The sequence below is a fragment of the Pontibacter arcticus genome (genome assembly GCF_003284895.1).
In the GTDB taxonomy this organism is placed as follows: Bacteria; Bacteroidota; Bacteroidia; order Cytophagales; family Hymenobacteraceae; genus Pontibacter; species Pontibacter arcticus.
On sequence record NZ_QMDV01000004.1, the window covers coordinates 276,616 to 290,470 of the forward strand.

Annotated in this window: 12 protein-coding genes; 4 read left to right on the forward strand and 8 right to left on the reverse strand. The window is 47.3% G+C overall.

Annotated elements, in window-relative coordinates; genetic code table 11:
- Positions 1 to 7: 7 nt before the first annotated feature.
- The 6 genes from DP923_RS14000 to DP923_RS14025 form a co-directional block, all read right to left on the reverse strand.
- Positions 8 to 1,396, reverse strand: a complete 1,389-nt coding sequence (locus tag DP923_RS14000) for an alkaline phosphatase family protein (RefSeq protein WP_112306487.1) — start codon at positions 1,394 to 1,396, stop codon at positions 8 to 10.
- The gene (gene eboE, locus DP923_RS14005) at positions 1,389 to 2,615 is read right to left on the reverse strand and encodes a metabolite traffic protein EboE (protein WP_112306488.1); all 1,227 of its coding nucleotides are present in this window, start codon (positions 2,613 to 2,615) and stop codon (positions 1,389 to 1,391) included. Before eboE ends, DP923_RS14000 begins: the two co-directional genes overlap by 8 nt.
- A gap of 171 nt (positions 2,616 to 2,786) precedes the next feature.
- Positions 2,787 to 3,968 carry a 3-dehydroquinate synthase gene (locus DP923_RS14010; RefSeq protein WP_112306489.1) on the reverse strand — a complete coding sequence of 394 codons (1,182 nt, stop codon included), beginning with the start codon at positions 3,966 to 3,968 and terminating at the stop codon, positions 2,787 to 2,789.
- Positions 3,969 to 4,036: 68 nt separating this feature from the next.
- Positions 4,037 to 4,942 (reverse strand): UbiA-like protein EboC, encoded by a 906-nt coding sequence (eboC, locus tag DP923_RS14015; protein WP_112306490.1) that lies wholly within the window; start codon positions 4,940 to 4,942, stop codon positions 4,037 to 4,039.
- Between the two features lies 1 nt (position 4,943).
- Positions 4,944 to 5,888 carry a TatD family hydrolase gene (locus DP923_RS14020; protein WP_239021042.1) on the reverse strand — a complete coding sequence of 315 codons (945 nt, stop codon included), beginning with the start codon at positions 5,886 to 5,888 and terminating at the stop codon, positions 4,944 to 4,946.
- Between the two features lie 99 nt (positions 5,889 to 5,987).
- Positions 5,988 to 6,881: an EboA domain-containing protein gene (locus DP923_RS14025; protein WP_125047743.1), complete on the reverse strand. Its 894-nt coding sequence runs from the start codon at positions 6,879 to 6,881 to the stop codon at positions 5,988 to 5,990.
- 401 nt (positions 6,882 to 7,282) lie between these two features.
- Here DP923_RS14025 and DP923_RS14030 point away from each other — a divergent pair, with 401 nt between their 5' ends.
- Positions 7,283 to 8,221, forward strand: a complete 939-nt coding sequence (locus tag DP923_RS14030; RefSeq protein WP_239021043.1) for an NADP-dependent oxidoreductase — start codon at positions 7,283 to 7,285, stop codon at positions 8,219 to 8,221.
- Between the two features lie 62 nt (positions 8,222 to 8,283).
- On the opposite strand, the gene DP923_RS16885 is transcribed toward DP923_RS14030, so the two are convergent.
- Entirely contained in the window at positions 8,284 to 8,406 is a 123-nt protein-coding gene (locus DP923_RS16885) for a hypothetical protein (protein ID WP_262510392.1), read from the reverse strand.
- A gap of 169 nt (positions 8,407 to 8,575) precedes the next feature.
- On the opposite strand from DP923_RS16885, the gene DP923_RS14035 reads away from it, so the two are divergent.
- The 3 genes from DP923_RS14035 to DP923_RS14045 all read left to right on the forward strand — a co-directional run bounded on the left by DP923_RS14035 (position 8,576) and on the right by DP923_RS14045 (position 12,620).
- Entirely contained in the window at positions 8,576 to 10,219 is a 1,644-nt protein-coding gene (locus tag DP923_RS14035) for an ABC-F family ATP-binding cassette domain-containing protein (protein ID WP_112306493.1), read from the forward strand.
- 351 nt (positions 10,220 to 10,570) lie between these two features.
- Positions 10,571 to 11,830 carry a hypothetical protein gene (locus DP923_RS14040; protein ID WP_112306494.1) on the forward strand — a complete coding sequence of 420 codons (1,260 nt, stop codon included), beginning with the start codon at positions 10,571 to 10,573 and terminating at the stop codon, positions 11,828 to 11,830.
- 358 nt (positions 11,831 to 12,188) lie between these two features.
- On the forward strand, positions 12,189 to 12,620 hold the full coding sequence (locus DP923_RS14045) for an STAS/SEC14 domain-containing protein (protein ID WP_112306495.1): 432 nt from the start codon (positions 12,189 to 12,191) through the stop codon (positions 12,618 to 12,620).
- A gap of 70 nt (positions 12,621 to 12,690) precedes the next feature.
- On the opposite strand, the gene DP923_RS14050 is transcribed toward DP923_RS14045, so the two are convergent.
- Positions 12,691 to 13,752, reverse strand: a complete 1,062-nt coding sequence (locus DP923_RS14050; protein ID WP_112306496.1) for a proline iminopeptidase-family hydrolase — start codon at positions 13,750 to 13,752, stop codon at positions 12,691 to 12,693.
- Positions 13,753 to 13,855: the final 103 nt, after the last annotated feature.

Sequence of the window (13,855 nt, forward strand, 5' to 3'; positions counted from 1 at the left end):
GTTTCGTTTACGTTACGGTTACGCCTTGTGTTAAGTGGGCCAATATGATATTGAAAACATCGGTTGCCTGTACTTCGGCGGGCGCTACATCCGGGTTTTTAGTTAGCAGCAACGGCCATTCCCCTTTATCTTCCGGAATGCGCCCATGCGAGCCTTTCACTAACGTAGCATCCAGCGGAATGATATCCATTAGCGTCCGGAATCCCAGTTTCTTTTTGAGCAGTTTACCTGCCACCAACGGCATCAGGAACTTGATCTTCGGGTCGGCAAACATCTCTACGGGGTCGTAACCCGGCTTTTTATGGATATCGACCATGCGGGCAAAATCCGGCGCTTTGGCATCATCGAGCCAGTAATAATAATTGAACCACGAATCTTTATCGGCAATCGCCACCAGTTCACCGCAACGGTCGTGGGCCAGGTTATACTTGTTGCGCTCGTCGCCTTCCAGTACTTCCTGCACGCCGGGCACCTGTTGCAGCAGCGCTTTTATTTCTTTTAATTTTGATAAGTCGTTTACGTAAACATGCGCTACCTGGTGGTCGGCTACAGCAAAAGCTTTGCTGATTCCGGCATCCAGTAACTCCAGGCCACGTTCTTCGCGCACAGCTATGTAGCCTTTCTCACGCAGAATCCGGTTCAGCGATATAGAGCGGTTCACATCCGAAATACCATACTCCGAAAGTATAATTACCTGTGCGCCGCGGGCTTCATAAAACTTTACCAGATCAGCGCAGACGGTATCAATTTCCTGCAAATCTTTGGCGATGCGCGAATCGCTGGGTCCGAGGCGTTGCAGGTTATAATCGAGGTGGGGCAGGTAAATAAAGGTGAGGGTCGGGTTGTAGAGCTCATCGGTTATTTTAGAGGCATCCGCAATCCACTTACTCGATTTGATCTCGGTTTTAGGTCCCCAGTAACTGAATAACGGGAACGTGCCCAGTTTCGCCTGTAACTTATCACGCAGGTCAGCAGGCTGGGTATAGCAATCGGGCATCTTACGGCCATCGGCCAGATATTGCGGGCGCGGCGTGAGCGTATAATCTGCATTAGTGTACATGTTATACCACCAGCCCATGTTCGCGCAGGTAAACGTCGGGTCCATGGCTTTGGCCACATCCCAGATCTTTTCTGCCTGAATCAGTTTGTTTGACTGCCGCCAGAATTTGATCTCACACTCGTCCCTGAAATACCAGCCGTTGCCCACAATACCATGTTCTTCGGGTGCTTTGCCGGTGAGGTACGTAGCGTGAGCCGTGCAGGTAACAGCAGGCACCACAGGTTTTATGAGGTGTTGCTGCGCTTTAGTTGCCCATTCCGATAAAAAAGGAGTATTGTTTTTTGAAAGCAGCGAGGTGGTTAAGCCTACTACATCTATTACGACAGTTTTATGCATGATTTTTCAGGCCAGTATGGTTAAGCACCCATTCCATTTCACGTTGGATGGAGTCGGTTAAGTCGAGTTTTAAAGGTTGCGGAAGTACATCCCAGGTATAGGTTTCCACTTCCAGATGTGCGGTTACGGCGTTGTTTTCCAAAAGGTCGAGTACCTGTTTGATATCGTCCTGGGTTGATTGCAACCCGTTATACGCATCCGTAAACAAAGGCACATGGAAATGCGTGCGCCATTCTACTGCATCTGTCTGTTCTAAGTTTTCCAGCGCTTCGGTCAGGTCCGGGAAGTGAGCAAGTTGGTTGGAGTTGTTACGGGCTACCACCTGGTGCAGGTACGTGGATTCTACAAAAGGCGCCATTTTGCCAGCCAGTAATTCGCGTTCGTTTATACTTTCCGGAATGGCCGTTTTAAGCGCGGCACTCAACTGTATCTTTCCGATATTGATGCCGGCTTCTTTTAGCTGTGCAAAAGCAACTTTGGGCTGCTCGTAAGCCAGCGCAAAATGGCACACATCGTAGCAAAGCTGTATGTGTGCAAGTATGGCTTCCCTTGCTTGTTCAGGTGATAGCTCGTACTGTTGCTGAAGTATACTTCCCCCAAAAGGCAGCAGCCAGTTATTGTAATAACGGATCACTTCTTCGGTGTTTTCGAGTACGCCGTCCGGTTCGGGTTCGATGTCGATGTGGATTGTTTTGCCGGTTTTCTCTTTGAGCTGCAGCAAGGTGCCGGTTAGTTCTGCCAGGTGCTCAGTGGATGTTCTGAAAACTTCTTCCGTAGCATCTGCGCTGGTGTGCCACGGTTTATAAGACAACGGAGACGTAGAAATGCCACCTTCCATACCTTCGGGCAACAGCACCGCTAGGATTTGGGCTAACCTAATGGTATAATCCAGTCGTTCGCGGGTAGTCCAGTCAGGTTTATGAACGGCATCTTTTACCACCTGGTGATGGAAGCCACCAAACGGAAACCCATTCATGGTAAACACATACAGGTCTTCTGAAATGAGCCAGCGCTTAAACGTATCCAGTTTATTTTCTTCCAGCAACTCACGACTCGCCAAATCAGACAGGCGCAATCCCACACCAAAAGGTGCATCCGGCGAAAGCCTGGCTTTTAAAGCGGGCAGGTAATCCTGTAAGCTCGCCATCACTTCGGCCCAGGTCTCTCCAGGGTGGATGTTGGTGCAATAAGTGAGGTGGTAGTTAGCTTTATAGTTCATCTAGAACGAATGGTTAACCTCCCCCTGCCCCCTCCTAAAAACAGGAGTGAGGCGGGAAAGAGTGTTTTATTCTAAAAAATTACAGCACTTAAGTTTTTGCCTTTAGCTCAGTTATGCAACTTAACGATTTGCCTAAACCTCCTCCAGTTTTTAGGAGGGGGCAGGGGGAGGTTAATGTATAACCGGCGCTTTGCTGTAGCGTTGGGCAAGCAGTGCAACGGCTTTCTTTACCATTGCGTCGTCCATCTGGTGTACTTCTTCGCCTTCGCCGATTTTATTTAGCAGCATAATGGTTAACTGGCCACCCAGGTGCTCTCTAAACTCGCGCAGGCCAACCGAAATGCATAAGGTCTGGTTTGTTTCGCTGATGGTTTGGGACAGTTCCGGTACATAAAGATCAAAGCCCAGCTCAACTAAAAGCGCTAGTACATTTTCCCAATCCTGCTCGCTGAGTCTTCCCGAAAGCATTGAATAAGTAACATCTAGGGCAATGCCAATGGCTACCGCTTCGCCGTGGCGCAGTTCGTAGTTGGTCAGTTGCTCCAGTTTATGCGCGGCCCAATGCCCGAAATCCAATGGTCGCGACGAGCCCATCTCAAACGGATCTTTGCCGCCGATGTGGGCTACGTGCAATTCGGCACAACGGAAAATAAGCGAATCCATTGCCGCTTTATCACGCGCAACGAGTTTGGCTGCATTCGTTTTTATTTCATCGTAAAAAGCGGCATCCTTGATAAGCGCTACTTTAATTGCTTCCGAAATACCCGAACGCCAGTCGCGGTCTTCTAAAGTGGTCAGGAAATGATAGTCATTTAAAACGGCAAAAGGCGGTGCAAATGTGCCCAGGAAGTTTTTCTTCTGAAAAGCATTCACGCTGTTTTTTACACCCACTCCCGAATCATTCTGGGATAAAACAGTAGTTGGGATGCGGATATGACGGATGCCGCGATGCGAAATGGCCGCTGCAAAACCAGCAAGATCAAGTATAGCGCCACCACCAATGGCCACTAAGTATGAATGCCGGCAGATACCATGATCGTTCACTGCATCCAATATTTGCTGCAGGTATTTCGGGTCGTTTTTCGCTTCTTCGCCGCCGGGTATAATGATAAAATCGGAAGCAGCGGTCAGCACTTGTGAGTAGTGTTCCGAAAAGGCCTTGATATCCTGTTGTAAAGTTGGATGCGCCGCTGCCACACCGCTATCGAGCACAAACAAAAGTTTACGTGGCCCCAGACTGCCGTCTTTTTTAAGTAGATCAGGCAACAGGGTATTATTGGTATTAAAAAGACCTTCGGTAAAATGGATGCCGTAGCTGTACTGCACCTGGAAAGTCTGTTGGATAACTTGCATAAAGTATAAAATTGGGCAATTAAGTTCGTAAGATCGATTTCTGAATACGTAAGTCTGCTGTTACCGGATCAGGTGACAGCAAAGCTTTTGGCAGTGAAAATAGAAACGGGCAGCAGCAACAGCACCACCAAACCATAGGGCCAACCGGCAAAACCAGCTGCAATGCTCGCATCCATCACAATCAGGGCAAGTATACCGGCTTTTACTGCTTTCATGATCAGTTTCGGTTCTTTAGCTGACAAAGCTTTAAAGAGCGGTGGAAAAATTAGATACGAAAAAAGCAGCAAAAAGGGCACGCTGTAGAGTAACTCAAATTCGGGAAGTATAGCCAGGCAAAGTATAGCTCCAATAACGAGTGCATACATTACAATAGCACCCTGCAATGCTTTCCGGTTACCGCCATGCACTTCGCCGCGGCTTATCATGGTAATCGCTGAAATGTACACGATCGGAATGAAGGCCAGGTACCAGAATTGTTCTACGGCTTCGGGCACGGCACTCACACCCAACAACAGGTTTAAACCACGGCAAGTACCCATGTTTACAGGGCCAAGCAGATTATGATGTTTGCCTTTCCAGTCGTAGAGCAGTGCGCACAAAGCAACGGCTACGGCAATAGCAGCGCTTAAATCCGAAACCTGCCACGCTGCCAGAATTCCGGCAACAAGTAAAGCTCCGCCTAATAAAGCTGCGGCCGTTAACGAAACTTGTCCGCTTGGGATCGGGCGCTCGGGCCTTTCTACGCTGTCGAGTTCGGCATCAAATACATCGTTAAAAACAACGCCGCCGCCATACAAACCCACCGTTGCCAGTATCAGCCAGAAAAGTGGAGTCAGGCCTGAAACTGCTAACGTCTGGCTGCCGTCTAAAAAGTATAAAAGTGCGCCTGAAGCAGCGTAACCCAACATGATATCAGCAATGGCTGTAACAATATTGGCAGGCCGCATCAGGCGCAGGTAAGGTACAAGGGCCATGTTAGCGAATAATGTTAGAGTCTGTTGCTGAAGAAGATGTGTTAATTTCTCCTACAACCGGCGTTTGGCCACCTCTTAGTATAGAATTGTCAGAAAACTTATCGCGCTGGTCTACGGTGTTGTTATCCATCCAGTCAGCTTCGTTCATTTGCCCGCTCTGGCCAAATGCAGCAAGGGCGTTCTGGTAACATACTTTGTGGATATCCTCCATCGAAATCCCTTTTTCCAGCATCAGCGCAGCGGTTTTCGGAACCGACAACGGATCGCTGATGCCCCAGTCGGCGGCGCTGTTGATCATGATGCGCTCGGAACCGTATTGCTTCACAATTTCTACCATGCGCTCGTTGCCCATTTTAGAATGCGGGTAAATGGTAAAGGCGGCCCAGAAACCTCTGTCCAAAGTATCTTTCACGGTTTCTTCGTTATTATGGTCTACAATAACCATGTGGGGTGCCACGCCATGCTCCAGGCATACTTCCATACTTCGGATAGTGCCGGCTTTTTTATCGCGGTGTGGCGTGTGTATCTGCACTGGCATGTTGGTTTCTTTGGCCAGATCGAGTTGCAGGCGGTAGTATTTATCTTCAGCGGCCGTCTGGTCGTCGTAGCCAATCTCGCCAATGCCCACCACACCTTCCTTGTAAATAAATAGCGGCAGCAGTTCCATTACCTGTTCGGCCAGCGCTTCGTTGTTCGCCTCTTTCGAGTTCAGGCCGATGGTGCAGTAATGCTTGATGCCAAATTGGCTTGCCCGGAAACGCTCCCAACCAACCAGGCTGCTGTAATAATCCTTGAAAGACCCCACTTCGGTGCGTGGCTGCCCCAGCCAAAAAGCAGGTTCGATGATGGCTACGATGCCTGCTTCGCGCATTCTGGCGTAATCATCTGTCGTTCTGGAGGTCATGTGGATATGTGGGTCGATAAAGCGCATGTTCGGGTTAAGCATGAAGTATGATTTTATAGTTTCTTGATGTATGTTTTGTAGCGGCAAAGGGTAAAAGCTATACTTTCTTTTGTCCTTTGTAAAAGCTTCATTTGTAGAATTTTAGGAAACAGCCAGGTTTTTCGTGCCGATCAGTTCCCAGGTAATTTCATTGTTTTCTATACTTTGTTTTAGCTGGGGATGATCGTTCAGTAAATTTTTCGCTTCGGTGGAGTTGCTCTGGTAGCAGGCAAGTGCCGCAGCTTCGTGTTGCAGGCCGGCCGGTTCCGCAAAAAGCCTTTTAATATCCTGCAGCAAACGCTCCTCTATAAACGGCCCTACTGGTCGCCATAATTCCGGGGTAACGGTGCGGCCTGCTGCCCAACGCTCGTGCGCATAATCCGAAAGCATGCGTGCCAGCGCCGGATTGCTGCGTTTGTCCAAACCATAAATTTTAAACAGCGGCTTACCTGTAAAGATAGTCTTTAAAACCAATTGATTCCAGGCGCCTTCTTCCAGGTAATCGGCAGGGTAGGGGTTGTGCAGCGCGATGGCCTCAAAAACAGAGCCTATGTTGGTTCGGATACCTTCGGCGGCGCGTGCTTTAAACGCTTCCGGGTAAGGCAATAAAGGCAGGCTGGCGTACAGCGCAACCAGTTCGCCCATATCAGCGGTATTATACAACTGGTTGATGATCTTCAGGAAGCGTTCTTTCTCCTCATACGGCAATGCCAGCAACAGCAGTGTTCGGGCCAGTTGATCCACCGTCCAAGCAGCAGGCGAAAAACCGGTGCGAAGCTGATCGGCTTCGGCTATACTTGCTGCTGTTAGTTGTAAAGGCGTTTTGCCGGTAAAGCGGGGCACTGCACTAAAAGCCAGGTAAAAGTCTTTCTCCGAAAAGGCCGTATCCAGCAGGGTTAGTTTCTGAGAAAGCCAGTCCTGGGCTGCCGGCGTAGCATTTTGGCGGAACAGGTTGAATAGGAAGCTTTTAGCCTGATTTAGATCTGTCTGATACACAAGCATCTGAATTTTAAGTAGCGAATCTGTTAAAGTATTAGATGTTTAATATATAATACTTTCTGCTTATACGGGCTTATCTGTAAAAGGTAACTCTTTTAAGGGAGATTTCAGGATAATTTTCTATACAAATATAGCTGAAAAGTATAGATTTATGTTGTTAAGCTGATTATAAGGCGGTTATATTTTTAATAGCGTCAAAGTATAGTTTTTACAATGCGTATACGAATAGTTTGGTGTTTATCTTTTATAAACTAGAATGAAAATTAGTGGAAGAAAGAGTTTGCAACAGCAGCTTATACTTTGCACTTAGCTATCATCCTACATTCCCGCCAACCATTTTCGGCCGATCAGGTTATACTTTACTATCAAAAAAGAAAATACAACCTATGGCAAAACAAATGAAAGCTGCGATTTATGAAGAATTCGGCGGCTCCGACAAGATAAAAATTAGTACCGTAGAGATACCTGAACTGAAAGAAGGGGAGGTACTGGTGAAGATAAAAGCGGCTGGCGTAAACCCTGTGGATTATGTAGTGCGCGAGGGCTACCTGAAAGAAATGCTGCCTTACCAGTTTCCGGTTATTCCGGGTTGGGACGTGGCTGGCGTGGTAGAGGAGCATGCTTTCAGTGCCCGCCGGTTCGAGGTTGGCGACGAAGTATACGCCTATGCGCGCAGGCCAACGATGCAATACGGTACCTTTGCAGAATATATCGTTATTCCGGAAAGTTACCTGGCATCCAAACCAAAAAATATGACCTGGGAACAAGCAGCCGGCATTCCGTTGGTGGGGCTGACGGCGTACCAATCCATGTTTGATGCGGGCAATCTGCAGGCAGGGCAAACGGTACTTATACTTGGTGCATCGGGCGGCGTGGGCACCATAGGCATCCAACTGGCGAAAGAAAAAGGCGCTACCGTAATTGGAGTAGCCAGCGAGAAAAACCATGCTTACATGCAAGAGCTTGGCGCCGACCATACCATCGACTACAAAGATAATCACATTGGCCAGGCTGTAAAAGCCATACTTCCGGAGGGCGTAGACCTGATCTTTGATTGTGCCAGCGGCGAAACCTTGACGCAAAGTTTAGAAGCCCTGAAGCCGGGAGGGAAGTTGGTTTCGATCTTAAACCAAGGCCAGGACCTTGATAAAAGTATAGATTTTACGTACGTGTTTGTGGAGCCAAATTCAAAGCAACTCGAGCACATGCGCCAGCTGGCAGAAGACGGAAAACTGAACGTGCCGAAAACTAAATCTTATACTTTGGAGCAAACCGCTGAAGCATTAGACCAGATCCAGACGCAGCACACTACCGGCAAAATCGTGATCACCCCGTAAAATCAACCCTTTATTATACTTCAGAGAGCCGCTTTGCTTTGTAGCCGGGCGGCTTTCTGGTTTCAGACGAAAGTATAAAGTATAGCTGTACCTGCCGTCGCGCCGTTGTTGGTGTTTTCACCGACAACTATACTTCTGCTTATTGGTGCTTGCTGGTGAAAACACACAGCAAGGGCTGGCTGCATCAGCTTTTTCTGAATAAAAGTATAAGCAGAAGTATAATCCCTGAATTTGATTTCTGATATAGAAGCTAAACTTTTAACCAGCCAGCTGCTGTTGTGCAGTTTCAGTTATACTTTGCAATGAAATTGGTCAGAATTAACCTTATCTTTGCAGGCTTATTTTTAGAAAATCATGATTTCAGTAGACGGAGTTACAGTCGAGTTTAACGGCTCGGCACTTTTCAGCAACATCGCTTTTAACATCAACGAAAACGACCGCATCGCCCTGATGGGTAAGAACGGCGCAGGCAAATCAACGCTGCTTAAAATTATTGCTGGCGTGAGCAAACCGACGCGTGGCAAAGTATCGGCCCCGAAAGATGCCGTGATTGCGTACCTGCCGCAGCACTTGCTCACCGAAGATAATTGCAACGTATTTGAGGAAGCATCGAAAGCATTTGGCAAAGTGCTGGACATGAAAAAGCAGATGGACGAACTGAACGCCCAGCTCGAAACCCGCACCGACTACGACTCCGATGATTATTACAAACTGATCGAGCAGGTATCCGAACTTGGCGAAAAATATTACTCCGTTGAAGAGATAAACTTTGATGCCGAAGTAGAGAAAACGCTATTGGGTCTTGGCTTTTTAAGGGCCGATTTTACCCGCCCGACGCGCGAGTTTAGTGGTGGCTGGCGCATGCGCATCGAGCTGGCCAAAATCCTTTTACAGAAGCCTGACCTGATCTTACTCGATGAGCCGACCAACCACATGGACATCGAATCGATTCAGTGGCTTGAGGATTTCCTGGTGAACAACGCCAAGGCCGTGATCGTGATCTCGCACGACAAGACCTTTGTCGATAACATCACCAACCGCACCATCGAAGTAACGATGGGCCGCATCTACGATTACAAAGTAAATTACTCGCAATATCTACAGCTGCGTAAAGAAAGACGCGAACAGCAGCAGCGCCAGTTCGAAGACCAGCAGAAAGAGATTGCCGATATACAAGGCTTTATCGACCGCTTTAAAGGTACCTACTCTAAAACGCTGCAGGTACAATCCAGGGTAAAAATGCTGGAGAAAATCGAGATCATCCAGGTGGATGAAGTAGATACGTCTGCGCTTAACCTTAAATTTCCGCCGGCACCGCGCTCGGGCAACTACCCGGTGGTGGCCGAAGGTTTAACCAAAAAGTATGGCGACCATACCGTATTTGCCGATGCATCGCTTACCATTGAACGTGGCGAGAAAATAGCGTTTGTAGGCAAAAACGGCGAAGGAAAGTCTACGCTGGTAAAAGCCATTATGGGCGAAATTGATTTTGACGGGAAACTGCAACTGGGCCACAACTGCATGATCGGGTACTTTGCCCAGAACCAGGCCTCTTTATTGGATGAAGAACTGACCGTTTTCCAGACGATAGACCAGATTGCGATTGGCGATGTGCGTACGCGCATTAAAGATATGCTGGGCGCCTTCATGTTCAGTGGCGAAACGATTGAGAAGAAAGTAAAAGTGCTGTCAGGTGGCGAGAAAACACGACTGGCCATGATCAAACTGTTGCTGCAACCGGTTAACCTGCTGATACTGGATGAGCCTACCAACCACCTAGATATCCGCACAAAAGATATCCTGAAAGATGCTTTGAAAGCGTTCGATGGAACATTAATACTGGTATCGCACGACAGGGATTTCCTGGACGGGCTGGCCAACAAAGTATACGAATTTGGCAACAAGCGTATCCGCGAGCACTTCGAAGATATCAACGGCTTCCTCAGAAACAAGAAAATGGAAAACCTGCGGGAGATAGAACGAACCGCTGCAAAATAACAACATATTAAAAAAGCGCCTTTCTAACCGGAAGGCGCTTTTTTTATCAATTATAGTACCTAAACCTGCCGTTGTTGGTGTTTTCTCCGACAACTATACTTTCACCAATAGGAGCTTGCTGGTGAAAACACGCAGCAAGGGCCGTAGTAATTTATTTGTTTAAAACTCTAAACAGCCTCAAAGTATAAAAAAGCGCTTTTCTAACCGGAAAGCGTTTTTTTTATGCCCAACTTGTAACATGACCTACATCATTTCATACTTCCGGCAATAGCTTTATACTTGCACTTATACTTCAAACTGCACCCTGTCTGGCCTGATCAAAGTATAAGGCAACGTAATTCCGTACACGAATTGGATATCACAAAAAAACAGAACTGGTTACTGGTCGCGCTGCTGAACTTTGTAGTAGTGGCACTGCTTGGGTTGCTGCTCCGCTGGCAGGTGGTGTCGCCTTTTGCGGGTATCAATTACAAATACCTGCTGCACGCGCACTCGCATGTGGCCTTGCTGGGCTGGCTTTACCCGGCCTGTTTTGTAGCGCTGCTGTATGCTTACCTCCCGGTAAACCTGCGTTCCAAACCAACCTATGCCTGGCAATTCTGGCTTTCGCAGGGTGCGGTGCTGGGTATGTTGCTGAGTTTTCCGTTGCAGGGCTACGGCGCTGTTTCCATTACGTTTTCCACGTTGCACATACTGCTGAGCTACTGGTTTGTATACAGGTTTCTGAAAGATGCCAAAGCTGCAAAAGTAGTCGCTGGCAAGTATAAAGTATCGTTTCGGTTTATAAAAGCGGCGCTGTTTTTTCTGGTACTTTCTACACTTGGGCCCTGGGCGATGGGCCCGATCATGGGGACAGGCAACAGCGGCACCGAACTATACTTTAACGCCATCTATTTTTACCTGCACTTCCTGTACAACGGCTGGTTTACGTTTGTAGTGCTTGGCCTGCTGTGCTGGCTCCTCGAAAAGTATAAAATCGACTTCAATAAAAAGTATAGCCAATTGTTTTTCAGGCTGATGTGCTGGGCTTGTTTTCCTGCTTATCTGCTATCTGTACTCTGGATAAAACCACCAACTATAGTTTATTTTATCGGCGGAACAGCGGCGTTGGCTCAGGTAATTGCGCTTGGGTTATTAATCAGTATGTTACGGCCACTACGCAAGCAACTTTTGGCGTTATTTACAGGCTGGGTCCGGGTTCTGTTTTTACTGGCTGCTACGGCTTTTGTTTTTAAAGTACTGATGCAGTTTACCTCTGCGTTTCCGTACGTGGCTAACCTGGCCTATACTTTCCGGAACTTCATTATCGGGTACCTACACTTGGTTTTAATTGGGTTCGTTAGCTTTTTTATACTTGCTTTTTTTGTGCAACTGAGATGGCTCAGTATGCAGAAAAGGGTTAGCAGGTGGGGAGTCGGGCTATTTATACTTGGTTTTATCAGTAGCGAAAGTATACTTTTTTTGCAGGGAATCCTGAACTGGCTTGGTTACGGCAGCCTGCCAGGCTACCTGCTGCTGCTTTTTAGCGTGAGCACCCTGATGCCGGTCGGTTTGCTTTTATTTTTGGTAGGGCAGGTAAAAGCCATTCAGCGCTATTCACCTTCTTCTTAAATCCGGTTCAGGAAAGTATAACCTTTCCCTTCTTTTACATACAGCTCAGCAAAGTATAAATTAAGGATAACTTTTCTTCTTAAGCCAGCTAGTGGATAATGCAGCTGTGTTTTCTAAGTTGATTACTTCAGCTTTTTACTCCCAGATAAGGCGGAAGACGGTGCTTAAATATATTTATTTTAAATATTTGTCAGTTTATTAATATGTTTGATGATCAATACGTTGTAAATTGAAAATTGTGTGAATAAAAGCATCTGTCAGGCAGGGCAGATTTTTGCCTGCGCTTTTTAAGGGAAATTTTACTTTAGATTTATTATATTACCCTTCTGATAAAAAATACATTTAGCTTACCTGTGCCATGAAGAAAGAAATTTGCAACGCTTTTGGGAATGTTTTCCTGACGGTGGAGTATGAGGACAAATATAATCTGGTGCATAACAACTGGCTAGGCTATCAGACCTTGGAAAATGTAATGCTGGGAGCAAATGCCTGCCTCGAATTGCTTGCTTATTATAATTGCCCCTACCTGTTAAACGACAACCGCCTGGTTATCGGAGACTGGAACCATGCCAACGATTGGATTGCCAATGAATGGACGCCACTGGCAGTGGAGAACGGCCTGCGGTATTTCGCGCATGTGGTTAACCCTGAATCTTATGCAGCTTTATCAGCTCAGATGATGGAGGAACAAGTAAGTGGCCTGCTAAGGATGCGCATTTTTGAAGATTTTGAGGAGGCCCGAAACTGGATCATCACAGCGCAGCCAGCCGATGTCCCCATCGAAATCTAATTTATAAATGCTTCAAATAAAAAAGCCCGGCCTGGCAGGCCGGGCTTTTTTATTTGAAGCATTTATACTTTTAATTGCCTTTGCCGGGGTTATCGACATCCTTGATAAAGGAAATAAGTCCGTTAAAATAGGTTTGCTGATCGTCGTAGAAAGCCATGTGGCTGCCGTTGGGGCAATGCAGGTAGCGGCCTTCCGGAAACTGTGTGGCCATCCACTCCATGTGTTTAGGGTCCATGGTGTCGTGCTGGCCGCCAATGGTTAAAGTTGGTACTTTGATGTTAGCCAGGTCTTGGGAGCGGTCCCAGTTTTTAAGGGAAGCATTGCCGGTAATTCCAAATTCGCTGTGGCCCTGCATCTGTACATAAATAGTATTATTCATGTGGTTGAACATACGGTTAACCGGATCGGGCCATTCTTCCAGGGGCATGCGCAAGGCGTGCTGGGTATAAAAATGGGGCATCAGCAGCTCCATGTAGCGTGGGTTTGCAAAATCGTTCTTAACTTCCAGCGCTTTTATTTCCGAAAGCACTTCTTTGGGCATTTGCGGGCCAAGCACTTCTTCAGCATACTTATTATAGGCCGGCACACTCGACATCATGTTCGAAATGATCAGCCCTTTCAGGTTATCTTGGTACTTTAGCGCATACTCTGTGGCCAGGATGCCGCCCCAGGAATGGCCCAGTAAATAGAAGTTGTCTTTATCCAGGTCGAGCGCCTTTCGTACCTGTTCTACTTCTTCTACAAAACGATCTATGTTCCAGAGGCTGGTGTCGTTGGGCTGGTCGCTGTAATGGGAGCCAAGCTGGTCGTAATAATAATACTCGATGCCAGCTTTGGGCAGGTAACTGTCAAAGCACTCAAAGGCCTCGTGGGTACCGCCAGGGCCGCCATGCAACAGCAGCACCCGCATGGTTGGGTTGTTACCTACACGTTTTGTCCAGACGTTAAAGTCGCCCTTCGGGGTAGAGATCTTGATCATCCGGGCACCGCCGCTCAGCACATCTTCCCGGCCGGAGTAATCCAGGTAGTTAGCAGTGGTATTAGACTTGCGCTCATTTTCGGTGCCAGACGGGGACGAACATCCCTGAAAAAACAAGAGGAAAACCAGCACAAGAGGAAGTATACATTTCATGGGGTTCGGTATAAAAAAGGTCAGGATTTTAACTTTAGTAAATATAAAAATAGTAGGTTAATAAATGCTATACTTTTCAGTAGCATACTCCATCCTCTCAACA